Here is a 24595-nt window from a genome sequence, read left to right as displayed (position 1 = left end):
GATTGAGGTTATTGTGCTGTCATTAATTAAGGTTAAAAAGAGCAATCACTTCCAATTACTATGGATTAAATTAGCCATAATAGAATAATATCAACACGAGGTTTAGCCACAAATAACCAATTAATGGGTCAATAAAATCACTGTCAGTTTTCACTAATTTATCGAGCTCATGGTATATTAGCGCCCATTCGAATTTGCTTATTCAGTTAAGGTTTACACATGAAAATCGGTATTATTGGCGCAATGGAGCCAGAAGTTGTTCATTTAGTTCAAGCTATTGTAGAACCAGTACATACAACAATTGCTGGCATCGAATTTATTAGCGGCACCATTGCCGGTAAAGACGTGGTTGTGACCCGCTCAGGTATCGGTAAAGTAGCAGCCAGTATTGCAACCACATTATTAATCGAAAAGTTTGCCGCAACCCATGTGATTAACACCGGTTCTGCTGGCGGTTTTGTCGATTCATTGGCAATTGGCGATATTGTCATTTCATCAGAAGTGCGTCATCACGATGTAGACGTCACAGCATTTGGTTATGAAATTGGCCAAATGGCTCAGCAACCTGCGGCATTTATGCCAGATAGCATCTTAGTCAATGCGGCCAAAAGTGCTGTCGCTGAATTAGGTGAAGTTAAGGCAATTGAAGGGTTAATTTGTACTGGCGACAGCTTTATTTGCGATCCTGTACGCACAAAAATCATGCGTGAAAACTTTCCAACGATGGCAGCTTGTGAGATGGAAGGCGCAGCGATTGCACAAGTATGTCACCAGTTTAACGTGCCATTTGTGGTTATTCGCTCGCTATCAGACAATGCAAACAATGACTCACCCGTTGATTTTGACTCGTACATTATCAAAGCAGGTATGCATTCAGCAATGATGGTTATCGCGCTATTACAACAGCTGTAATCGGTCTACACTTAGCTCGGACCCGCTATAGGGCCGAGCTAAGCAGGCTTCATAAACAATACAACAGCACATTATTGAGTCTCTATGGTCAATCAATTATTCAATCCTCAATTACTGAGCCAAGACGGCGGATTGCTTCAGAGCTGTTGTATTTTATTTTGCGCATTAATATTGGCTCGGTTTGCTCCTATTCCTAGAGAGCTGCAACCATTATTATGGTTTAACCGTTTAGCGGTATTAATTTCCAGTAAGGTTAACCACCCAGACCGAGCTGTGAGCCAACAACTTATCGCTGGGATTTTAGCCACACTTATTTTGATAGTACCTAGCGGGATTATCGTCAGTTTTTTACTCAGCCTTGCCGCCTACCCATGGTTTTTTGAGCTAATCATCTTGTATTTTTGTTTATGCGACTCAGCATTTAAACCCGTGGCTGAAAAGGTCGTTACAGCAATAAAAACCGGTAATAAGCAAGACGCAAAACAACTACTCACCCCATGGGTACGTCAGAATACTCAAGTGTTATCTGAAGTCGGTTTAAGTAAAACCACCATTGAAAAACTTTTTACCACTCCCATTTACGGCACCTTAGCGACTATATTGTTTTTTAGCTTAGGCGGCGCTACCATGGCATTAGTAGTGCGGATGTTAAGACAACTAGAACATTGCTGGCCGCCATATCATCCACACTTTCATATGTTTTCGAGTTTTGTAGGCCAATTCAATCGGGTAATTTTTTTCATACCAACCTTATTATGGCATTGCTCGTTAGCGATTCAGTTTGGGCAACTGGGTATTAGGTCTATTTTTTCGCAGCCAATATCAGCTCAAACCAATAAAAATCAATTGAATAATCATTACAGCAGTTATGCGTTAGCGGCTAAGTTATTGAAGATAGAGCTTGGTGGCCCCCAGCAATTTATCGAAAATGGTAAGACAATTCGGGTCGATTTACCGAAAGTAAAAGCGGGTCCCTTGCCAGATCATCGCTACATAAGCCAGGCAATCACAGTGACACAAACCGCGAACCTATTTTGGATAAGCTTAACGTTATTATTGCCATTAATATGGACAGGATTAAGATTACTTTAAACGTATAAATCTTGTTTTAAACAGGCTATTATTTAGCAATTATGAATCAATATTTGTCTATTTTGTCTGTGCGTCATATTCGCTTGTTAATATAAGGATATTACATCACAAGGTCATTGCATTTTTACAACATATTAACCTTTTAAATAACAAAAAATTGATTATTGTCTGCTTAAAAACCTGTTTAGGAATATCGCTTTGTTGAACAACTTACATGTATCGTTAACGACTCCGGCATTATTATTCCCGGCAATTTCCTTATTGCTATTGGCCTACACAAATCGATTTTTTTCATTAGCGGCATTAATCCGCCAACTCAGTAACGACAAAAAACCAGTGCAAGGCGAGCAAATTAAAAATTTACGCCAACGCATCATTATCATCCGAAAAATGCAAGAAGCCGGTGTCAGCAGCTTTGCCCTATGTGTGTTTTGTATGATTTTGATTTATGTTGGTTTTAACCAAATTGGTTCGATAGTTTTTGGGTTAAGTTTATTGTTGTTATTGTATTCGTTAATTTTATCTGTAATCGAGATCCGTATTTCAGTAGATGCTCTGACTATTCACCTTGAAGAGTTAAGTAAATGAGTCAGTGGATTTACTTTTTTGATTTATGTGGTACTGCGGTATTTGCCCTTTCGGGAGCATTAGCCGCGGGTAAACATCGTATGGATCCCTTTGGCGTTATCGTGTTGGCTTCTGTTACAGCAATTGGCGGTGGCAGTATTCGCGATGCGCTAATAGGTGCTACACCGGTTTTTTGGATCCGCGATCCTAACTATATTCTTGTCATTCTTGCGACAGTAATAACCTGCTTAGTGTTAGTGCGTAAACCGCATAAATTACCGCCACGCTCATTATCTATTGCCGATGCACTCGGTTTAGCACTATTTACCGTAATTGGTGCGGAAAAAGCCTTATTACTCGGGTTATCTGGTATGGTCGCGGTGGTAATGGGATTAATAACCGGTGTCGGTGGTGGTATTATCCGAGATTTGTTATGTAGGCAAATTCCAATGGTGTTGCGAACGGAAATTTACGCAACCGCTTCCATCGTTGGAGGGATCTGTTATACCTTAAGCATATTTGTCGGCATGGATAGCATGACATCGATGTTGATCGCTATGTTCAGCACGCTAATCATCCGTCTGAGTGCTATCCGCTGGCACTTATCTTTACCGGCTTTTGATTTGAAAACAAAGAGAATTTAATGTGCGAATAATCTTCATATTATGCTGTTTGCTATTGAGCTTTCCGAGCAAAGCCAATATTGGTGATATGCCACGAGAACAACAACTCGCGATGCAATACATGGAAGCGCTTACGGATCATGACTATACCGTCCTGCGTCGTTTCTACTCTCGCGACACGGTATTTTACGATAAAACAGCCAATACTACTTACACTGGCGGTCGGCATATTATTGCGTTTTTACAGCGGGCTCATGAAGGTGTATTAGAATACCGTTTAAACGTAGAACACATGTTTAATACCGGCTCTCTCGTGGTGATAATAGGCAGTTATCGATTACGAGGCCCCGGCGATCAATATGGTAAACCCGGTAAAATTATCGACCTTGCGGTACCAGGTGTCACCACACTAAAATTTGATAACAATACTGAGCGTTTAATTGAGCAAATGGACTTAATGGACTATCAAACCATGTCTGATCAACTTGAGTCTCAGTAGTGTTGCACGTATAAATTAGCCATAAATTAACCATGGTTCAGACATAAAAAAACGGCTTACATTATAAGCCGTTTTTTATTCGCTAACATCCGTGATTACTTTAAAATCACTTTAGCAAATTTGCGTTTACCCACTTGGAATACCGCTTCAAGACCTGCATTAAAAATTTGGCGACTGTCTTCAATCTTCTCGCCGTCCATTTTAACTGCGCCTTGCTTAATCATCCGCATACCGTCAGAGGTTGAACCCACAAGGCCTGCATCTTTAAGTAAGTTAGCAATAGCTAACCCGTCGCCCGCTTCTAATACCACTTCTTCGATGTCATCAGGGATGGCACCTTTTTGGAAACGGTCGATAAAAGCTTGATGCGCCGCTTGTGCTTGCTCTTCATCATGAAAACGAGCAATGATTTCTTTGGCTAACAAAATCTTGATGTCGCGTGGATTTGTGCCATTTTCAACGTCTAACTTGAATTGGGCTAACTCAGTTAACGGACGGAATGACAACAGTTCAAGATAACGCCACATTAAGTCATCAGAAATCGACATCAGTTTGCCAAACATTTCGTTGGCAGGCTCGCTCACACCAATATAATTATGCGCCGATTTAGACATTTTCTTAACGCCATCTAACCCTTCAAGTAATGGCATCATGATGACAGTCTGCGGCTTTTGGCCTTCAGATTTTTGCAGTTCACGACCCATAAGCAGGTTAAACTTTTGGTCTGTACCGCCTAATTCAACATCGGCTTTCAATGCAACCGAATCGTAACCTTGTAATAAAGGGTACATAAATTCATGAATCGCAATCGATTGACCTGATGCATAACGCTTTTTAAAGTCATCGCGTTCCATCATTCGGGCAACAGTTTGCTGTGATGCTAAGCGGATCATGCCAGCAGCGCCTAATGGCTCTAACCAGCTAGAATTAAATTCGATGCGGGTTTTTGCAGGGTCCAAAATTTTATAGACCTGCTCTTTATAGGTTTCGGCGTTAGCAAGCACTTGTTCACGAGTCAGTGGCGGACGGGTGCTGTTTTTACCACTAGGATCACCGACCATACCGGTAAAATCACCAATCAAGAAAATCACTTCGTGACCAAGCTCTTGAAAAGTACGCATTTTATTCAAGATGACCGTGTGACCTAAGTGAATATCTGGAGCGGTAGGATCTGCACCTAACTTGATGCGTAAGGGACGCCCTTCTTTCAGTTTCTCAAGCAAATCCGCTTCAAGTAATATCTCATCGGTACCGCGCTTAATCTCTGCCAATACTTGATCTAAATTCGCCATCTCTACTGCAACTCCCAGGGCTTGCACAAAAAATAAAGAGGTCTATGTTACTTGTTAGCCACAGCAAATGAAAGAGTGTACACTTAGCCGATAATAACGAAAGAGAGAAATTGGTAACAGAGTCAATGGCAAAGCTTCTTACTTTATTCACATTGCTGCCAAAAGCACATCAAATCACATTATCTTTATTGGTGATTCTAACGACAATTATTCTGATGTTTCCATCGGAAGACGCTCAAGCATCTAAACAAACCCAACTGGTAAGTCAATCTGCTGACAAATCAGACATAGAAACCAATAAACGTTATGATATTCCATTAGCCTTTCGCAGCCCAACACCACCGGGTAATAATGACAGTGTCGCTGAAGATGAATCGATTGATTTCATATCAAATGATGCCCTTGCATCACGAGATAATAGCGAAGAGGTAAACAGCGGCGAAACCCCTGACGATGAAGCGTTTGCCCATCATCTTGCCATGTTGCAAACAAGTACCTCTGATATTGATGGCATGATCAATGATATCGATCAGCAAGTTGCCACTCAAAAAGCTAAATTAAAACAACAAGCGGCTAATGATGATTATAGCGTTGAATACTATGAAGTGGCTAAAGGCGATACCTTAGGCGGTTTATTTAGCCGTGCAGGACTCAGCGCGAAAGATGTTTATGACATTACCCAATTACCCTTAGCGAAAAAGAATCTACTAAAAATCATGCCGGGCGAAGAAATAGCCATCAGTAAAAATGCTCAAGGTGAATTACAAGAATTAACCTATCGCATGGATAAAGTGTCGACATTAATTATCAGTCAACACAATGAGCAATACAAAGAAACGGTTAACACTAAAGAAGTCGTTAATCGCACCTCGTTTATTAGCGCCAATATCAAAAGTAACTTTTGGAATGCCGCTGCCGATGCAGGCTTGTCTGGTAACCACATTATGGAATTGGCCAATATTTTTGGTTGGGATGTCGACTTTGCTCTAGATATTCGTAAAGGCGATCACTTTTCGTTGTTGTTTGAACAAGAATACGCCGACGGTCAATTTTTGCGTAATGGCAATATTCTCGCAGCAGAGTTTATTAACCAAGGTGAACGCTACACCGCAGTACGTTATACCGACGGTGAATACTATTCAGAAAATGGCAGTAGCATGCGCAAAGCTTTTTTGCGTTCGCCAGTAGACTTTAAATACGTCAGTTCTAATTTTAACCCCCGTCGCTTACATCCGGTAACAGGCCAAGTTAAAGCCCACCGCGGTGTCGATTATGTTGCTGCCATTGGCACGCCGATTAAAGCGGCAGGTAAAGGTAAAGTGGTTGAGGCCGGTTATAACCAGTTTAATGGCAACTATGTATTCATTAAGCACAACGAAACCTACACCACTAAGTATTTGCATTTAACTAAGCGCAAAGTAAACCGTGGTGAAACGGTTAAACAAGGCCAAATAATCGGTACTCTAGGTAAAACAGGCCGAGTCACTGGCGCTCACTTACATTACGAATTTATTGTAAATGGGGTTCATCGCAATCCACGAACCATCGATTTACCTAAATCAATGCCAATTGATAGCAGAGAGAAGAACAAATTCGCTGCACTCAGCAAGCAATTGATGACGCAACTAAAATCAAATCAACAACAGCAATTGGCAAGTAATTAATAAGCGGTTTTTTGCTGTTAACAGAGAGTCACTTCATGTCTAAGCCAGAGTATTTTATCGGTCTAATGTCAGGCACAAGCATGGATGGTGTAGATGCAGTATTGGTTGATTTTTCGGCCGAACATCCTGTGCTAATCGCCAGCCATACAGAAGCCATTCCAGCACATTTATTAAAAGGCTTACAGCGTTTATGTCAACCCGAAACAGATGAAATTAACCGCTTAGGTAGGCTCGATCGCAGTGTCGGCAAATTGTTTGCTCAGGCAGTAAATCACTTATTGGCAAAATCAACAGTGACTGCCGCTGAGGTGATCGCGATTGGTTCACATGGACAAACCGTGCGTCACATGCCCAATTTAGAAATGGGTTTTACCTTGCAAATTGGCGATCCAAACACCATTGCCATTGAAACCAATATCGATGTTATTGCTGATTTTAGACGTAAAGATATCGCCCTTGGCGGCCAAGGCGCACCGTTAGTTCCGGCGTTTCATCAACAAGTGTTTGCTCAGTCTGGTCATTCAAGAGTTATTTTAAACATTGGCGGCATTGCCAATGTTACTTATTTACCCGGCAATAGTGAGCAAGTATTAGGCTTTGATACTGGCCCAGGTAACAATTTAATCGATGCCTTTATTCAACAAAACTTAAACCAACCTTTTGATGAAGATGGTGCCTGGGCAGATTCTGGCACCACCCACCCAGACTTACTCAAGCAGCTATTATCACACTCTTATTTTTCACTAGCCTATCCCAAAAGCACTGGCAGAGAGTTATTTAATCAAGCTTGGCTTGAACAACAACTCGCTGACTATAGCCATTTAGATCAACAAGACATTCAATCCACTTTACTTGACCTTACCTGTCACAGTATTGCCAATGACATTAATAAATTGTCACCGACTGGCGAATTGTTTGTTTGCGGCGGTGGTGCGTTAAATAAAGCCTTAATGCAGCGACTAGCCACTTTAGTTCCCGGTTATAAAGTCGATACTACCAGCGCCTTAGGTGTTGATGCTAAGTGGGTTGAAGGGATTGCCTTTGCATGGCTAGCAATGCGTTATCACCATGATTTACCCGCCAACTTACCGGCCGTCACGGGTGCGTCACGCACGGCTATATTAGGTGGCCGCTTTAAAGCGAGATAAACACACCAATATGTACGGTTTACTTTTGCAATTGTGGCCTCAATGTTATGATGCCCACAAATTTGCCCAATCGTTTGAAATTGGGCAAAGCCGTAACTTAAGATGAGAGTCAATATGAGCAACAAAACCAAAAGTGTGTCTGAACTGATGAATCTAACGCCAGAAGGCCGTTACGATTATATGGTTGAGCAAATTAAAATAGAAAAAATCATTTGGACACTTCAAGATCAAGATGGTTGCGTCATGCTAACCACTGAAGATGAAGATTGTATTCCAATGTGGCCATCTGAAGAAACGGCTGCACTTTGGGCCGTTGATGAATGGAAAGACTGTGAACCATTAGCCATTCCACTAGACGAGTTTCAAGAACGTTGGGTGAGCGGCATGGAAGATGATGATTTATTTATCGCTGTATTCCCGGTACAAGAAGACTTAGGTGTCGTTGTACCACCGTTTGAAATGGACGAACGTATTTCGCCAAAGAAACAACAAAAGCATTAATGTGTTATGACAATAATCAGCTCGGAATCAAACCAAATAGATAAAGTAACGGTCAAACCACGTTTACCAAAACGACTTATTACCTTAATGGTTATCTATACATTATCGTCTGTCAGTGGATTAATGGCCGCCAGCTCACTATCAGAGTTAAGTGCAATGTTATGCATTTTGACCTTGATGATGGTATTGGCAATTATCGGTCGCCAGAAAGCGGGCTTATATCTTCTGCGGGTTTATTGTCTGTTGCAACTGCTGTTGTATAGCCTATTACCGATCATAATGTATGACCCAGATAATTTGGTTGCCGGACCAACGACATTTGATTTTGGTTTATTTCAAGCCGTAGTGCCTGATTGGCTTATATACTCAGTGCTGATTACGCTAGGTATTATACAAGTGTGGATTAGCTTTAATGCCAAAGTGAAAGCGTGGTTTAAACCGCGGATGAACCTCAACATTATGAGTAGCTAATAAGCGGTTGTATTATTTAGAGATGTTGTCCAGAAATCAAAAAAGCCGTCGAAAGACGGCTTTTTATTATATAAATCCATTCTACAGTGAGATTGTTATCTCATTTATAGCGTGGTTTATCGCTGCTGTAAGACTCATTACACCGAGAAACTAGCCCCGCAGCCACATGTGGTGGTCGCATTAGGGTTTTTAACAAAAAAGCGTGAACCTTCAAGACCCGATGTATAATCCACTTCACCACCAACAAGGTACTGAAGACTCATTGGATCAACAACCAACTGCACACCTTGCTTTTCAATGGTGAAATCACCTTCGTTGACTTTTTCATCGAATGTAAAGCCATACTGGAAACCAGAGCAACCGCCACCTGTTACATATACACGTAGCTTTAATTCAGGATTCTGTTCTTCTTCTAACAGACCTTTTACTTTTATCGCCGCCGCATCGGTAAATTGGATCGGCATTGTTGCATCAACTTGTTCAGTCATTACTACCTCTTACTTCGGTGTCTACTGAGAATTATCCTTTACCTGACTATTTTGTTCAAGTATTACCCGCAGTTCTTTTTCACCCATCAACAGCTCTGGCACATTAAAGACTTGTTCAATCTCCCCGCCTTTCACCCCACGACTCGCAGCGACCTTCACTTTGACCATAATTCGTTGTAAATTAAAACCACTTGGCAGCACAAAATCGCTGTCCATTATTTGAAAATAATTAAACTCAAAATCCAGCTTTTTATTAATTAACTCGCTCAAAGACAGTTCAGCCGGCTGGTTATTTAGTGTGCCAAGCAACAATACTGTGGCGTTGGTTTTCACTTTTACTTTGCGTTTTTGCAACTGAGTTAAGATTAATCGTAACTGATATTGCTCGGGAGCTACACCTTGAGATAATTCCACGCCATGAATTGCCACCCCTTCAACATCAGCATCGGTAACCATAACACTGCGATAAAATGCTAATTCTTTTTCTAACGCTTTCTGTGCAGATAATTGCTGACTAAACATTTCTTGCATTTCTTTATTGGCATTATCAGCAATACTTAAGGCTAAATTACGACTGGCAAGCGCTTGCGCTTGAGTCTCTAGTTCTTGTAATAATTTACGCTTACCACTGGCGCTATTTGGTGTAGCCTCTGGTGCAAATGAAAGCCATAGGTTAAAACTTATCGCTCCCAGCAAAAAACACACTACCATTAACCCTATTAAGTATATGCTTGATGTCCGGTTTTTGCGTTCTAAAACTTGCAGTCTGTCTAACCAGCGGTGATAATTTAACATTACGTTACAACCTTTTAATAAAATACAGTATGCTTGATGAAGCTTATTTGCTTAGGGCTTATATTTCTGTAGAGCTTAACATCTTGTTCAAATCCTATGCATTGTAAATAAGGTGCTAATGATAATAATTTGCTTGCCAAATAAAGCTTTGCCAGCCAACGTAAAGAGCTAAAAAAACATGCGCAGGCAGTACTTTGACCTGTTAAAAGGCGTTAGTGCAAATTGATGGAGAGACATAACATGACACATACGCGTTATCGGTCAATCAATAAAAAATTGCCAAACATAACCCTAAAATATCAACAGACTTTAGAGTCAAACCGTGCAATTTAAGATAAATAAAGCCGCTATTATTCACGCCAAAAGAACTACGCGCAAATATCTACGTAACGAATTTAGAGATAAGTTATCTCAGGCTAAAATTAGCGTGCAACTTTGTGCACTCGCACTGTTATTTGCCATCATCGCCTCATTAGTGATTATCTTATTCCGGTTAAGCTTGGTGTGGGCAGAACAATACCTGCATGCAGATTCCATGAGCCTTAGCTCAACCTTAAGCGATTGGCGCTCTTACTTACCTTTAATCGGCGCGCTGCTTATTTGGTTGCTGTCATTGTTGGGGTCAAAGCGTTACCGGCGCATGGGCATTGCTTATGTATTGCATCGATTTAAATTGCACTACGGTAAGGTACCGCTTCAATCCGCTGCTGGACAGTTTTTTCAAGCATTAATCGCACTGATGACCAATTTTTCTGTCGGAAAAGAAGGCCCAGCGATTCATTTAGGTGCGGTGAGCGCAAGTGTTATGGCTGAGAAGTTCTCGCTACCAGACAATAGCGTGCGCATTATGTGTGCTAGCGGTATTGCCGCGGGTATTGCTGCCACTTTTAACGCACCGCTGGCTGCGGTTTTGTTTGTATTTGAAGTCATTGTACGAGAGTACAAAATTCATTACTTTTTCCCTATCATGCTATCTGCTATTTGCGGCGCGGTATCAAGCCAACTTGTATTTGGTAATATTCACGAATACGATTTGATCAATGTGATCCACATTCCACTCGATCATTATCCTATTTTACTCATTGGCGGACTTGCGCTGGGATGTGTCGCTGCCCTGTTTAACTTTTCACTGATGAAAGTCACTGCCACTGGCCAGCACTGGCCATTAATTTATCGTCTGCTCATTGCTGCAGCAGTCACCACTCTAGTTGGTTTAGTCATGCCACAGGCATTAGGCTCAGGCGATTTTGCCATCAATGAAGCCATTAGTGAGCATCCTAGTTTGTTGTTTTTAATCGCGCTGTTATTAGCAAAAATGTTGGCGACCATTGCTGCTATTGGCTTTGGCGTACCAGGCGGGCTTATCGGCCCGCTCTATGGTATTGGCGCCTTAATTGGGGCAATTCTAGCGTTAATCAGTAGCCTAATATTCCCGTCAATTGCGCCTTATGTTGGCTTATATACCGTGATTGGGATGACGGCGATGATGGGGGTTTGCCTGAGTGCGCCCCTAGCAGCATTAGTTGCATTACTTGAATTAACCAACGATGCTTCGATTATTTTACCGGCCATGTTTGTCACCATCCCAGCATTTTTGGTGGCGTATCAGGGATTTAATACCAATTCTATCTTGCTAAAACAACTTGATATTATGGGGCTTGGTTACAAAATTGCTCCGCTTAACCAAGGGCTGCAAAAGAAAGGTGTGAGGGTACTGATGGATAAACGCTTTGTCATTGTTAATGATGATGACGAACTGCTACTTGAAGTACTCAAACGGGCAGCAGGCCGCCCAGTACTAGTGCGTAATGCTGAAGGAGAAATTGAAATGCTGCGTCTTGAAATGCAGTCATTTGAAGATTCAACCACGCTATCACGCCTCCCTATGCCAGGGTTACCAGACACGGCCACCTTAAATGAAGCCTATGAAGCGCTGGTCGCGAAACGCTCCGGTGAAGTGTATATCTATCGAGGCACTAATCAGAAAGTGGTTGGGGTAATAAGTTGGGCTAATTTACTTCAAGAAATCCGCTCCGGGCAGGTATAGTCCCAGCCTATCCTCGGTATAAGCTCTCACCGAGTGAAAAAGGAATATACCTATCCAATCAACCTATTTTCAAAATAGGTCTATTGGCTAACAAGACGTATTAACACCTTGAAAGCGGTCCTTTTATTAGGAAATTAGACAACTTAAATAGTGAGGCGAAATGCTTTAACAAATATTCATTAACCCATACAGGGGCTGCTATAGCACAATGAAATTTGAGGTAGCTCGGTCAGTATGCCGCTCATTCAGCGCTGAATGAGTCATAAAGGCGCGCAACTTAATTCCATTAAAAAGTAAACTAAAGCCCTGCGAATGTTCTTCATAGCAGCAAGTGAATCTCAAAGTTCAGCACGGTTATTATATTTATCTGGCGGTTCTTTTCTGCTACAATTTTGCCTCAGCCACCCTACACATAACCTATATAACACTCTATATAATGCCCTATATAATAATACGGTAAAATAGCATGCTGTTCTGGTGAATATTTTGCCCCTAAACTTTGGAAATCAGGCTGATGACACAGTTCGAAGGTTCACATATCCTTTCAGTAAGCCAGTTAGATCTGGATTCGATTAACACTATTTTTAATGTTGCTAACAAAATGACCCCTTATGCTTTGCGTGAAAAACGCACCAAAGTGTTGGAAGGTGCCATTTTAGGCAATCTTTTTTTTGAACCTAGCACCCGTACTCGTGTCAGCTTTGGCTGCGCTTTCAATTTGCTTGGCGGACATGTACGAGAAACCACAGGAATGGCATCATCGTCATTATCAAAAGGCGAGTCCTTGTATGACACGGCTAGAGTACTATCAACTTACTCAGATGTGATTGCCATGCGTCACCCAGATGCCTACTCCGTCAAAGAGTTTGCTGAAGGCAGCCGAGTGCCAGTGATCAATGGCGGTGATGGACCAAATGAACATCCAACTCAAGCCTTGCTGGACTTATTTACCATCAAAAAAGAATTAAGCCATTCAGGTATGGGTATCGATGGTATGCATATTGCCATGGTAGGTGACTTAAAATATGGTCGCACTGTGCATTCACTTTCGCGCTTACTTTGTATGCATAAGGACATTAAGTTCACATTGATATCGCCAAGTGAGCTAGCAATGCCTGACTATGTGATCGCCGACATTGAAAATGCTGGCCATAAGATCACAATAACCGAACAACTTGAAGGTAATTTACATAACGCGGATATTTTATATCTTACCCGTATTCAAGAAGAGCGCTTTCCGTCACAGGAAGAAGCCAATAAATACCGGGGTAAGTTTCGCTTAAATCACAATATTTATACGCAACATTGCAAATCAAATACGGTGATTATGCATCCATTACCTCGTGATTCACGCGCGCAAGCAAATGAACTCGACAATGATTTAAACAGCCATCCAAGTTTGGCTATTTTTAGACAAGCCGACAACGGCTTACTTATACGTATGGCACTTTTTGCATTAACACTTGGAGTTGAAAACCAACTCGAAAAGTATGAGTGCCCAGTAAACTGGTATTCACGTAAAGCCGATAGATAATTGGCACACAATATTAAGGATTAGACATGACCCGTTCCGAAGTTTTATTTGAACAGGCTAAAAAAACCATTCCTGGTGGCGTTAACTCACCTGTACGTGCCTTTAATGGTGTCGGTGGTTCACCTTTGTTCATTGAAAAAGCTGATGGCGCTTATATTTTTGATGCCGATGGCAAAAAGTATGTCGACTATGTGGGTTCATGGGGACCGATGATTTTAGGCCATAATCATCCTAAAATTCGTCAAGCAGTGTTAGCTGCTGTCGAAAACGGCTTATCATTTGGCGCACCGACTGAACTTGAAGTAAAAATGGCTGAAAAAGTCATTTCAATGGTGCCATCGATGGAACAAGTTCGTATGGTAAGTTCGGGCACCGAAGCTACCATGAGTGCAATCCGTTTAGCCCGTGGATTTACTAACCGTGATGATATTTTAAAGTTTGAAGGTTGCTACCACGGTCATGCTGACTGCTTGTTGGTTAAAGCGGGATCAGGCGCATTAACGTTAGGCCAGCCAAGTTCACCTGGTATTCCAGAAGACTTTGCCAAGCACACTTTAACCGCGACGTATAACGACCTTGATTCTGTGCGCGCTATATTTGAACAGAACCCAGACAATATCGCTTGTATCATCCTTGAACCTGTTGCGGGCAACATGAACTGTATCCCGCCAGTAGAAGGTTTTTTACAAGGCTTACGTACAATTTGTGACGAATTCGGTGCGTTATTGATTATCGATGAAGTGATGACAGGCTTTCGTGTCTCTATGAGTGGTGCACAAGGTCACTATGGCGTAACGCCAGACTTAACCACACTTGGTAAGGTCATTGGTGGTGGCATGCCTGTAGGCGCATTTGGTGGCCGTAAAGACGTTATGCAATTTATCGCACCAACAGGTCCAGTCTATCAAGCGGGTACATTATCCGGTAACCCAATTGCAATGACTGCCGGTTTAGCGCAAATGGACGCTTTATGTGAACCCGGTTTGTATGACGCCCTTGCAGACAAAACTAAACGTGTTGCTGAAGGCTTTAAAGCCGCAGCAGACAAACATGGTATTCCATTAAATATTACTTATGTGGGCGGCATGTTTGGTTTCTTCTTTACTGAAGATAACACGCCAATGACCTCGTTTGCCCAAGTCACAAAATGCAACATGGAGCATTTCCGTCATTTCTACCATGCCATGTTAGATGAAGGTATTTATTTAGCGCCAAGTGCTTATGAAGCAGGCTTCATGTCTATGGCTCATGGTGATGCTGAAATTGAATATACTTTATCTGCTGTTGATCGCGTTTTTGCGGCAATGAAATAGCTCAACTTCATCAGTTAACCTCTTTTTAGGTTAAGCAAACTGTTGGTAACAAAAATAGGATAAATAACTACGTTGTTTATCCTATTTTTATTTATGTTAACAAATTCCTATTACCTTTCTCTGTGTTAATTATTTTATCCACGACTTTGGTCGATAATTGACGAAAAAACTGTGATCTATATTGCGAAAATGCCCGTGGTGTGATGTGATCGCCCCGCCAAACGGAAAGCTTAATTGAACCTTAAAAAAAAGGCTGAATTAGGTTAGCAAAAATTCATGGTAATGATGTTGATTACCTACAACACAAAGTTGGAATTGCAGTCATGCTACATACCTTTCTTATCTCACTTGCAGTGCTTGCACTGTTAAGTATCGTGCTCGAAGAAATTACCCATATTAATAAAGCCAAAACCACCCTGTTCCTTGGCTGTATTGCTTGGATCACCTTATTTATTGCCTCTGGTAGCCCAGAGAAAAGTAAACTGGTCGGTGAAGAACTCAATGAAAACTTATTAGAAATTGCCACCTTATGGCTGTTTTTAATGTCTACTATGACCTTTGTTGCTTACCTTAACGCTAAAGGTATGATCCAAGTACTGGTGCAAAAAATATTTCCGCAGCAAGTGTCTGTTCGCATGTTGATGATACAAGTTGGGATGTTTTCGTTAGTACTGTCGACTTTTTGTGACAACGTGACAGCCACATTGGTGTCGTTAGGTTTACTGACCACCTTTAATTTAGACAAACAAATGCGTCGCCGTATGGCAGTGCTCATTATCTTTGCGGTGAACTCTGGTGGGGTTGCATTAATCACCGGCGATGTAACGACTCTGATGATTTTTCTTGCCGGTAAAGTGCATATTTCTGAATTATTAATTCTGTTCATTCCTGCCAGCATCAGCGTTATGATCCTAGCAATATTGTTCTCACTCAAAGCCGAAGGGCAAGTGAGCACATCGCCAATTGAGCAAAACTACAATACCGTTGATATCGTCATTGGCTTGATTTTCTTCACCACCATCGTATTAACCATGGTACTTAACGTGCTGTTTGGTATTCCACCGGTATTGACCTTTTTATTCGGTTTATCAGTAATGTTCTTAGTCGGCACTACCCATAAGAGTAAAACCGAAGAAGTTCAGGTATTAGAATACATTCGCCAAGTTGAGTTCGATACCCTGCTGTTCTTCTTAGGTATCTTGTTACTGGTTGGTATGCTTAAAGAGATTGGTACGCTTAACCTATTAACAGAAGTCTATGGCATGTATAACCCAAGCATTTCTAACTTCTTTACCGGTGTCGGTTCTGCATTATTAGACAACGTGCCACTAACTGCAGCATTATTAAAAGCAGATCCCGTACTGACAACAGCACAATGGTTAGGCTTAACTTATTCGGTTGGTGTAGGCGGATCGTTATTAATCATCGGTTCGGCATCTGGCATCATCGCGATGAGTAAAGTTGAAGAACTGACATTCGTAAGCTACTTAAAATATGTTCCAGCATTACTATTATGCTACTGCATAGGTTATGGATTAACGCTGTTTTTAGCCAATAACATTCACGGCTAATATTAGTACGAGGGTTTTTCAGATAAAACAGAGGCGCTAATAGCGCCTTTGTTTTATGCCTAACATTCCAACATCGCCTTAAATTGCTGGCACTCTAAATTGCTCACCATCAATTTCTAATACGATATCTCGTGGCCGAATTTCTACAATCGTCAGCTTATTCTTGATCATATCGCCCTGTTGTAATTCAACCCCATCGACATTTAACCAACGGTTACTTGGTTCTGTCGAATACACATGAGCATTAATATTAAACTCCGGTACTTGCAACTGCACACTCGCGGGTAAGTCACCATACTTAGGAATTTGCTGATTGGAAGGTCGAGGGATAGGATCTAATTTTGCTGACGTCACTTGCTGATTAGCCGACTGTTCATATTCAACGTCTTTAAGCGCAGTTTCAAACGCAGCAATCAAATTACTCTGCTCTTTAATTGATGGTGCTTTAACAGAGGCAAAATCGACGTCTTCTGCGGCGGCATTTACTTGCAAGCGCAATGCCTCAAGCTCTGCTAAACCTCGGCGATTAGCCTTAGCACCTAATGCAATGGCTTCTTGCTGCTGCGCCTGTTGACGATTGCTCTCTTGTGTCTGATATTCATCAACGCTGCTATCTTGCCCGCTTTGATAATTATCCTGTTCATAACCTGCTTGCTGCTGATAGCTTGGTTGCTGAAAATTGGCTTGTTGGGCGTTGGTTTGTTGAGAGTTAAATTGCTGAGAGTTGAATTGCTGGGAGTTAGCTTGTTGAAAATTGCGCTGGCCATCATTTGCTTGCAGATATGGTTCATTCACACCAGAAGACTCAGCGTAACCATTGTTATTATAACTTGCCGCTTGCGTGTTCATTGCATTCGTATTGAAAGGTTTGGCAATAGGTAATGCCACCTTACCCGCTAAACGAATATCATCGTTATTTTGTACCGCAGATTCATTTTTGTTACCGGCTAATGCTTCAGGTGTTTTATGTGGTGTAACAACAGCAACTGGCGCCGTGACAGTTTGTTGTGCATTAACGCCATTATGCTGGATAGTTGATAACGATGCAGACGGTGACTGTAATAGCACACTCATGCCCCATGCAGCGCCAATGCCCAAAGCAATGGCTACAGCCAATACACTATACTTATTCAACTTATTTGAGCTGTTAGATTGCGATATATATTGAGGCGGCTGCGTCGACATAATATCGACAACATCACCTTGTTGCTGCTTTTTACGGTTAACCGCATCCAATAGAATTGACATTAACTGCGCACCTCAGAGGCACTTAAACGAGGGCCTTGCTGGCTCAGATATAAGTTAAGCTGCACCAAGGTCTGATTGCCTGCTATACCATCTGGCTTTAACCCATGCTGACGTTGAAAATTCATCAATTGTTGCTCTAAATCACTATCAAACTGCGTCAGTAGTCGTGCACGTCGCTTGTTGACTAACGCTAAGCTATTCTCGAGCCATTGCACTTGTGCCAAGCTAGAGGACTGACCAATCTCACGCGGCAAGACACTGTCTGGTTGCCACAAAATTTCAAAAGTGCCACTAAAGTGACGGTCAAACCAATCTTTATTCACCCAAAATTGTTGCTCGCCCAGTTGCAATAAAATCTGTTCGGCTTGACGCTCAACAATTACGCCATAAAACACGCTCGTTTGCGTATCTTGCAAGTAAACAACTGCGGGGTAATTAAGACGCATAATACTGTGCCAATTACCTTGTTGCTGATAACAGGCTAAATCTTGTTGCTGCGCAGCTTGGCAGGCAGACAAGCCGATAATAGGCTGTTTATTCCACAAGCCAAATAATCCGGCAAAGGCATTATCAATGCTACTGCTTTGTAGCATTGCTTGGCGCATAATTTGTTGTTGTGCATTGGCAACGGGAGTTGCTGCTTGTACTTGTTGAGGTTGTGCTGCTTGGTTTATCTGGCTAGGCATAACTGCAGGCGTTTGATTGGCTAGGCTAGATTGCGCTTGAACATCTGCTATCGCCGCATTCGCATTCATATTGTTTTCAATGGCTGAACGATTAAACAGATAAAATGATAAACCAAAAGCGAGCACCAACGCAGTAGCGGCAATAAATGGCCAGCGTTTATCGCCTGGTACATCAATATCACCCAATACTTCGACCGCAGCTTGATTAACCATTTTGTGATCGATCGGAACCTTAGCTTGACCATAACCAGCCATTAATGCACGTTCACATAATAAGTTGGTTAAACGCGGAATACCGCCAGAATGTTTATGTAACGCGGTTATCGCCTTACGTGTAAATAGCGGCTCATGCCTACCGGCAACCTGCAAACGGTGCAACACATATAGAGCAATTTCATCTTTATTTAGCGGTAATAAATGATAGCGAGCAGTGATCCGCTGTGCTAACTGACGTAAGTCTTGACGCTTTAGCAGTTGTTGTAATTCCGGCTGGCCAATCAAAATCACTTGCAGCAGTTTTTTGGTGTTGGTTTCTAGATTGGTCAATAAACGCAGCTGCTCTAATACTTCCGAACGCAAATGCTGTGCTTCATCAATAATCAGCACCGTATTACGACCATTTTTGTGATTATTCAGTAAGTACATGCTGATTAAATCAGTCAACTGCTTTAACGTCGGATTTTCACCGTATTTAATTTCCAGCTCATCACATAGGGTGGCTAAGAGTTCAAGCTCTGTTAACGATGGGTTTAGAATAAACGCGGTGTCGGTATTATCGGGTATTTGTTGTAATAGACAGCGAGAAACAGTGGTTTTTCCAGTGCCGACTTCACCCGTTAATAATACAAAGCCACCGGTTTCACCTAGGCCGTAGGTTAAATGAGCCAACGCCTCACGATGACGGTCACTTAAGAACATATAATGAGGGTTAGGCGCGATAGAAAATGGATTATCGTTTAATCCATAGAAGGCTTTATACATTCGACCAAAAATCCTTATTTGAAACTGACGGCTCACGTTAATGCTTGTATGACAGCTTGTCAAAAGTTAGCCGTAAAAATCTAACTCTGATAAGATTTAAGCAACTTATTATTACACGTTGTGGTACGCCATGAAGATTTATTTAGTAGGCGGGGCCGTACGCGATACCCTTCTTAAACAAACTGTCGTTGATAAAGATTATGTGGTTGTTGGCAGCAGCGTAGAAGAAATGCTCGCATTGGGTTATCAGCAAGTCGGTAAAGACTTTCCTGTTTTTTTACACCCTAAAACTCAGCAAGAATATGCGTTAGCCAGAACAGAACGAAAAACCGGTAAGGGTTATCAAGGTTTCAGTTGTGATGCCAATAAAGATGTCACTCTCGCCGAAGACTTATTGCGCCGTGATTTAACCATTAATGCCATCGCGCAAGATGAGCACGGCACACTGACGGACCCGTTCCACGGTATTGCAGACATTAACGCTAAAATACTTCGCCATGTGTCAGATGCCTTTGTTGAAGATCCTTTACGCGTGTTACGAGTGGCTCGTTTTGCCGCTCGATTTCACCACTTAGGGTTTACTATTGCACCTGAAACCTTACAGTTAATGACCGACATAGCTAATAGCGGTGAATTAGATCACCTCACCCCAGAACGCGTATGGCAAGAATGTGATAAAGCATTAAGCAGCCAAAGTCCGCAGGTTTTTTTCAATGTATTAAAGCAATGCCAAGCATTAACAGTGTTATTTCCTGAAATTGATGCGTTGTTTGGCGTGCCACAACCTGAAAAGTGGCATCCTGAAATAGACACTGGCATTCATACCCTCATGGTTCTCGAGCAAACGAGTCTGTTAAGTGACAATAAAGCAGTACGTTTTGCCGCTCTAGTTCACGATCTAGGTAAAGCGTTGACCCCAAAACAAGATTGGCCGAAGCATTATGGCCACGGGCAGAAAGGTTTGCCGGTCATTAAAAAGCTTTGTGAACGAATTAGAGTGCCAAACGAATACCGTGATTTAGCATTATTAGTCAGCGATCAACACCAAAACATTCATAACGCGTTTGAACTAAGAGCAGAAACCATCGTCAAATTATTTGATAAAGGTGATTTTTGGCGAAAACCTCAACGCTTAACAGAGCTACTATTATGTTGTCATGGCGACTTAAGAGGACGAACTGGATTTGAACAATCTTCTTATCCACAAGCCGAATATTTACTACATTGCTATGAGTTAGCGAGCAACGTCGATGTGCAATCGATTATTGCCGCGGGTTACCAAGGATCGCAAATTAAAAGTCAACTTCAGCTAAATCGAGCCGAAACGATTAATAACTATAAAATACAATACATTGAAAGCAAGCAGCTACATTAGCTATTGCCTATTTAGGGTTTTATGAAAAAAAGCGGAAAAAAGCATTTTTTAACAGGGAATAAGCAATAAATCACTAAGATTTATATAAATTCGGCAATTAATGATGCTTTTGGCCCGGTAGACTTGCAATTTTCATTTATTTCGCTATTTTAAATGAACAATCTTATATTTGCCTATAGCAAATAAAAAAATCTGTGACATAATTACGCCGTTGCAAAGGCACATGCCGTTGCACTATTTAACAACCTATATATTAAGGGATTTACCCATGAACAAGAAAGTACTGATGATTGCTGGTGTTGCGATGACTGCTTTATTAGGTGGTTGTGCTAACACTACTGCTTTAGAAGAAAGCGTAGCAAACCTAGGTAACAAAGTTGATCAACTATCAGCACAAGTTGGTTCTTTAAAGTCTGAGCAAAGCAAGCTATCTGCTGATGTTAAAGGCGCTAAAGCTGCTTCTATGGACGCACAAGCCGAAGCTAAACGTGCTAACGACCGTTTAGACAACATGGCTTCTTCTTACAAAAAGTAAGAATAGTTATTAAAAATTAGCTTATTTACATAGGTTGATTATTAGGGCTTGATTGTTGATACCACTACTCTAAGTAGTACTTCAACATCAAGCCTTAATTATTTGTGCTTCGCGTAGAAAAGTAATAGTAAGCGGTATCAAGCGGTATCAAGCGGTATCAAGCGGTATCAAGCGAAAAATCTAAACACCTACAGCTTCTCCACACCAGCTTTTTCACTATTTAATCTATACATTGTTCAACCAGTTAATCTTTCTAAACAATCTCACAGATATCATCTGGATTGACCATTAACACAAAGTTCAATCCTAGCATTAGCTCTTATAGCATCTAGCAGCGAAGCGCTCTAGCCCCTAGGCTTGTAAACGCGCTCACCGTTCGTTATCGCTTGTCATCACAGAATACCCGCAACCCTTCTTAGCTCTTATAGTATCTAGCCGCGAAGCGTCCTAGCTCTTAGGCTCTAACGCTCTCACCGCACTTTCATCTTATCGCTTGTTATCGCTTTCCATCAGCTTTTACATTTTTATAAGCGTTTTTTGAGCGTTATAATCTGCCAGTCAAACTCTAGCTCACTAATTGCAGTAGATTTAACTTGATGCTTTAGCTGATCATTAGCACGCCAACCAAATACCGACATATCAAGCAATGTTAATGCCTGCTCACCGGTAACTGACTGAGTAAACACCACTTGTTGCTGGGCATCAATTTCCACATCATTGGGTAAATTTAACTGCAGCGGCTTTTCGACTAAGTCTGGATAAACTTGTTGTTTAATTTGCCATAAATGCCTAATACCAGGCTGCAACAATACAATTCGACCGTCATCTTTTAAAATCCGAATGCATTCTTTCCCTTTTAACGGTGAATCAAGCACCGTCACGATATCGACTGATTGCGAGGCAAAGGGCAATTTTTTTAACGCCAACAACAATAAATTCGCCGGTGTTTCAGATTTTGCCGCGGCAAAGATAGCATTTTCAGCATCGGTAATGCCCCAATGCTGGCACGATACATTGGCTTCCACTAACGCAGGCACAAGCTGACGTAAATAATAACCATCAGCACATTGGTAATCGATATGCTGTAATTGTGTGTCACCATTAGAGGTAGAGGCACATAAGTCCAGCAATACTGTTTGAAGTTGTTTAATTAACGGTGCAAACAAGCCTGTTTCTAATAAAAAATGTCGCCCGCGCATTTGTTGGCGAGACTCCACTTGCGGCTTACTCTTGCCCTTTACGTTGCTCAGCAGTGGCCAGTAACCATTAGGGTGTTTATCAAAATGATGCTTGTTGTCGCAATAAAATCCCGCTGAAGCTTGATGTTGATTTAGTGGAGCTGAACACACTGGACATAATAAAGATAAAGTCATAATTACACTGATAGTTAATTGAAAGACGGTAAAACAAACGGGTAGAAATACCTAGTGTGGTAAGCCTACCCGCTATGCAAATAAAAAGTCGCTTAAATGCTTATATTAAAGATAGAGCAATCCAAGCAATAACGCACCAAGAGCAAGGCGATATAATACAAACGGCGTCATGCCTATTTTGCTAATAAATTTTAAAAAGAAATGAATACATAAATACGCAGCAACAAATGATACAACAATCCCTAAACCAAGCGCTTGGTAATCGATAGGTGCAGGACTACTGACTAAGTCTTTGGTCACCAGTAACGCGGCACCAAAGCTAACAGGAACAGACATAAGGAATGAAAAGCGAGCCGCGGCTTCACGGGTTAGCCCTAACATCAGTGCTGCTGTCATCGTGGCGCCAGAGCGCGACGTGCCAGGTATTAATGCCATAGCCTGTGCTAAACCGATAAGCAAAGCCTTTTTCCAACCCATTTGAAATTCAGTTAACTGTGCTTTTGACATTCTATCTGCCGCCCACAACAGCAAACCAAAAACAATCGTAGTTATTGCAATCACTAAAGTATTTCTGAAATGGGTTTCAATAAAGTCTTTGGCAGTAAATCCGACAATAACAGCAGGAATAGTCGCTAAAATAATCCACCAAGCGAGTTTACTTTCTTGAGTTTGTTGCTTGCTAGCTAAACTGGTAAACCAAGCTTTTGCCAGTACAACAATCTCATGGCGAAAATAAATGACCACGGCAAATAAAGAGCCTGTATTAACTGCTACATCAAATGATAAACCTTGATCTGCCCAACCTAATATTTGTGATGGTAAAATTAAATGTGCCGAGCTAGAAATAGGCAAAAACTCCGTAAGCCCTTGGATTAATGCCAGCAGAATAACTTGAAACGTTTCCATATTTGTCCTTGTTAGAGATTAACTTATCGATTAGTTATAACGTGTTAATGGGTAATAGTTCTGGTGGGAACTCAAATACAATAGGCCACAATTGTTGACACTGTTTGTCATAATTCTGCCAAAGTGTTTGATAGCTTTGTAACGTCACCGGATGAGACAGATTAGGGACTAATTCTGCCAAAGGCCACAATACAAACGCATTAAACAAAATTTCGCCACGAGGCAATTCAACGGGGATGTCACAAATAACATCGTCATACAGCAATAAGTCAATATCAAGGCTCCTCGGGCTGAATTTTTTCTCACCTCGAATACGGCCATTGTGTTGTTCAATTTGCTTAAATGTCGCCACAACCTGTGCAATTGATAAATCGGTATCAGCCGCAGCCACCATATTTAAAAAATTAGTGCCTTTAAACCCTACCGATTCACTCTCAAAAACCCGTGATAATTGTAATGGGCCAAAATATTGTTGTAAATCAACCAAACCGGCTTTCAGGTGTTTCTCTGGCGAAATATTAGTGCCCAAACTTATGTAAATACGTGCCATTGACTGACCTAATGCTAAACAGTAAAAAAAATAACAGTTAAATGCTACCGCGTTCGATCTCGACACCGACAGAAACAGCATGAGGTATTGCACCTGGCTTCATCACAACCACTTTAACCCAAGGCACATTAAATTCGTTTTGCAAACAATGCGCAATCATTTCAGCAACAGTTTCAATCAGCTCTATCGGATTCTCAGTAATCAATGCCGTTAAACGATTTGATACCGTTTCATAACACAATGCATTTTCGTAACTATCACTAGCGGCCGCAAGACGATTATCCCATGCCATATCTAAATCGATAAGCAATGTTTGATGAAGTTTTTTTTCCCACTCATAGATACCAATAATGGTCTCTATCGCTAACTGGCGAATGAGTACTTTATCCATATAAATTCCTACCTTAACCGATGTAAAAAGACG

The 24595-nt window shown here is 41.5% G+C and carries 24 protein-coding genes; 15 read left to right on the top strand and 9 right to left on the bottom strand.

The genetic code is table 11. From position 1 onward, the window contains the following. Positions 1 to 219 precede the first annotated feature (219 nt). From CXF88_RS21785 to CXF88_RS21765, 5 genes are all read left to right on the top strand, one after another. Positions 220 to 912: a 5'-methylthioadenosine/adenosylhomocysteine nucleosidase gene (locus CXF88_RS21785; protein WP_101088844.1), complete on the top strand. Its 693-nt coding sequence runs from the start codon at positions 220 to 222 to the stop codon at positions 910 to 912. Between the two features lie 84 nt (positions 913 to 996). Next, on the top strand, positions 997 to 2004 hold the full coding sequence (locus CXF88_RS21780) for a cobalamin biosynthesis protein (RefSeq protein ID WP_101088843.1): 1008 nt from the start codon (positions 997 to 999) through the stop codon (positions 2002 to 2004). A 198-nt stretch (positions 2005 to 2202) separates the two neighbouring features. Continuing rightward, on the top strand, positions 2203 to 2592 hold the full coding sequence (locus CXF88_RS21775; protein ID WP_101088842.1) for a DUF2721 domain-containing protein: 390 nt from the start codon (positions 2203 to 2205) through the stop codon (positions 2590 to 2592). Next, the gene (locus CXF88_RS21770; RefSeq protein ID WP_101088841.1) at positions 2589 to 3215 is read left to right on the top strand and encodes a trimeric intracellular cation channel family protein; all 627 of its coding nucleotides are present in this window, start codon (positions 2589 to 2591) and stop codon (positions 3213 to 3215) included. Before CXF88_RS21775 ends, CXF88_RS21770 begins: the two co-directional genes overlap by 4 nt. 67 nt (positions 3216 to 3282) lie before the next feature. Next, complete coding sequence (locus CXF88_RS21765) at positions 3283 to 3693, top strand: nuclear transport factor 2 family protein (protein WP_081430168.1); 411 nt, start codon at positions 3283 to 3285, stop codon at positions 3691 to 3693. Positions 3694 to 3788: 95 nt separating this feature from the next. On the opposite strand, the gene tyrS is transcribed toward CXF88_RS21765, so the two are convergent. Next, a complete protein-coding gene (tyrS, locus tag CXF88_RS21760; RefSeq protein ID WP_101088840.1) occupies positions 3789 to 4985 on the bottom strand; it encodes a tyrosine--tRNA ligase in 1197 nt (398 codons plus the stop codon). Between the two features lie 125 nt (positions 4986 to 5110). On the opposite strand from tyrS, the gene CXF88_RS21755 reads away from it, so the two are divergent. From CXF88_RS21755 to CXF88_RS21740, 4 genes are all read left to right on the top strand, one after another. Then, positions 5111 to 6649 (top strand): peptidoglycan DD-metalloendopeptidase family protein, encoded by a 1539-nt coding sequence (locus CXF88_RS21755; protein ID WP_101088839.1) that lies wholly within the window; start codon positions 5111 to 5113, stop codon positions 6647 to 6649. 35 nt (positions 6650 to 6684) lie between these two features. Then, a complete protein-coding gene (locus CXF88_RS21750) occupies positions 6685 to 7797 on the top strand; it encodes an anhydro-N-acetylmuramic acid kinase (RefSeq protein ID WP_101088838.1) in 1113 nt (370 codons plus the stop codon). Between the two features lie 114 nt (positions 7798 to 7911). Beyond that, entirely contained in the window at positions 7912 to 8298 is a 387-nt protein-coding gene (locus CXF88_RS21745; RefSeq protein ID WP_197708487.1) for a DUF2750 domain-containing protein, read from the top strand. A gap of 6 nt (positions 8299 to 8304) precedes the next feature. Then, positions 8305 to 8769 (top strand): hypothetical protein, encoded by a 465-nt coding sequence (locus tag CXF88_RS21740; RefSeq protein ID WP_101088836.1) that lies wholly within the window; start codon positions 8305 to 8307, stop codon positions 8767 to 8769. 137 nt (positions 8770 to 8906) lie between these two features. Here CXF88_RS21740 and erpA read toward each other — a convergent pair whose 3' ends face one another. Both erpA and CXF88_RS21730 read right to left on the bottom strand, forming a co-directional pair. Next, positions 8907 to 9257, bottom strand: coding sequence for an iron-sulfur cluster insertion protein ErpA (erpA, locus tag CXF88_RS21735; protein WP_011638424.1), 351 nt, complete (start codon positions 9255 to 9257; stop codon positions 8907 to 8909). A 21-nt stretch (positions 9258 to 9278) separates the two neighbouring features. Continuing rightward, entirely contained in the window at positions 9279 to 10052 is a 774-nt protein-coding gene (locus CXF88_RS21730) for a DUF6776 family protein (RefSeq protein ID WP_101088835.1), read from the bottom strand. A 322-nt stretch (positions 10053 to 10374) separates the two neighbouring features. Here CXF88_RS21730 and CXF88_RS21725 point away from each other — a divergent pair, with 322 nt between their 5' ends. The 4 genes from CXF88_RS21725 to nhaD all read left to right on the top strand — a co-directional run bounded on the left by CXF88_RS21725 (position 10375) and on the right by nhaD (position 16517). Continuing rightward, the gene (locus tag CXF88_RS21725) at positions 10375 to 12099 is read left to right on the top strand and encodes a chloride channel protein (protein WP_101088834.1); all 1725 of its coding nucleotides are present in this window, start codon (positions 10375 to 10377) and stop codon (positions 12097 to 12099) included. Positions 12100 to 12613: 514 nt separating this feature from the next. Further along, entirely contained in the window at positions 12614 to 13633 is a 1020-nt protein-coding gene (locus CXF88_RS21720; RefSeq protein ID WP_101088833.1) for an aspartate carbamoyltransferase, read from the top strand. Between the two features lie 26 nt (positions 13634 to 13659). Continuing rightward, entirely contained in the window at positions 13660 to 14946 is a 1287-nt protein-coding gene (hemL, locus tag CXF88_RS21715) for a glutamate-1-semialdehyde 2,1-aminomutase (RefSeq protein ID WP_101088832.1), read from the top strand. 323 nt (positions 14947 to 15269) lie between these two features. After that, positions 15270 to 16517, top strand: coding sequence for a sodium:proton antiporter NhaD (gene nhaD, locus CXF88_RS21710; RefSeq protein WP_101088831.1), 1248 nt, complete (start codon positions 15270 to 15272; stop codon positions 16515 to 16517). A gap of 78 nt (positions 16518 to 16595) precedes the next feature. Here nhaD and CXF88_RS21705 read toward each other — a convergent pair whose 3' ends face one another. After that, positions 16596 to 17765, bottom strand: coding sequence for a general secretion pathway protein GspB (locus tag CXF88_RS21705; protein WP_101088830.1), 1170 nt, complete (start codon positions 17763 to 17765; stop codon positions 16596 to 16598). Beyond that, the gene (locus CXF88_RS21700; RefSeq protein ID WP_101088829.1) at positions 17765 to 19432 is read right to left on the bottom strand and encodes an ExeA family protein; all 1668 of its coding nucleotides are present in this window, start codon (positions 19430 to 19432) and stop codon (positions 17765 to 17767) included. Before CXF88_RS21700 ends, CXF88_RS21705 begins: the two co-directional genes overlap by 1 nt. 130 nt (positions 19433 to 19562) lie before the next feature. Here CXF88_RS21700 and CXF88_RS21695 point away from each other — a divergent pair, with 130 nt between their 5' ends. Together CXF88_RS21695 and CXF88_RS21690 are read left to right on the top strand one after the other, a co-directional pair. Next, a complete protein-coding gene (locus CXF88_RS21695) occupies positions 19563 to 20807 on the top strand; it encodes a multifunctional CCA addition/repair protein (RefSeq protein WP_101088828.1) in 1245 nt (414 codons plus the stop codon). A 268-nt stretch (positions 20808 to 21075) separates the two neighbouring features. Continuing rightward, the gene (locus tag CXF88_RS21690) at positions 21076 to 21342 is read left to right on the top strand and encodes an Lpp/OprI family alanine-zipper lipoprotein (RefSeq protein WP_011638433.1); all 267 of its coding nucleotides are present in this window, start codon (positions 21076 to 21078) and stop codon (positions 21340 to 21342) included. A 524-nt stretch (positions 21343 to 21866) separates the two neighbouring features. On the opposite strand, the gene CXF88_RS21685 is transcribed toward CXF88_RS21690, so the two are convergent. The 4 genes from CXF88_RS21685 to folB form a co-directional block, all read right to left on the bottom strand. Then, entirely contained in the window at positions 21867 to 22715 is an 849-nt protein-coding gene (locus CXF88_RS21685; protein ID WP_101088827.1) for a putative RNA methyltransferase, read from the bottom strand. A gap of 105 nt (positions 22716 to 22820) precedes the next feature. After that, the gene (locus CXF88_RS21680; protein ID WP_101088826.1) at positions 22821 to 23621 is read right to left on the bottom strand and encodes an undecaprenyl-diphosphate phosphatase; all 801 of its coding nucleotides are present in this window, start codon (positions 23619 to 23621) and stop codon (positions 22821 to 22823) included. Between the two features lie 34 nt (positions 23622 to 23655). After that, on the bottom strand, positions 23656 to 24171 hold the full coding sequence (gene folK, locus CXF88_RS21675) for a 2-amino-4-hydroxy-6-hydroxymethyldihydropteridine diphosphokinase (RefSeq protein WP_101088825.1): 516 nt from the start codon (positions 24169 to 24171) through the stop codon (positions 23656 to 23658). 37 nt (positions 24172 to 24208) lie between these two features. Then, positions 24209 to 24562 (bottom strand): dihydroneopterin aldolase, encoded by a 354-nt coding sequence (gene folB / locus CXF88_RS21670; RefSeq protein ID WP_101088824.1) that lies wholly within the window; start codon positions 24560 to 24562, stop codon positions 24209 to 24211. Positions 24563 to 24595 lie beyond the last annotated feature (33 nt).

This window comes from Shewanella sp. ALD9 (genome assembly GCF_002836315.1).
Classification (GTDB): Bacteria; Pseudomonadota; Gammaproteobacteria; order Enterobacterales; family Shewanellaceae; genus Shewanella.
This window is presented reverse-complemented; position numbering and strand designations above follow the sequence as displayed.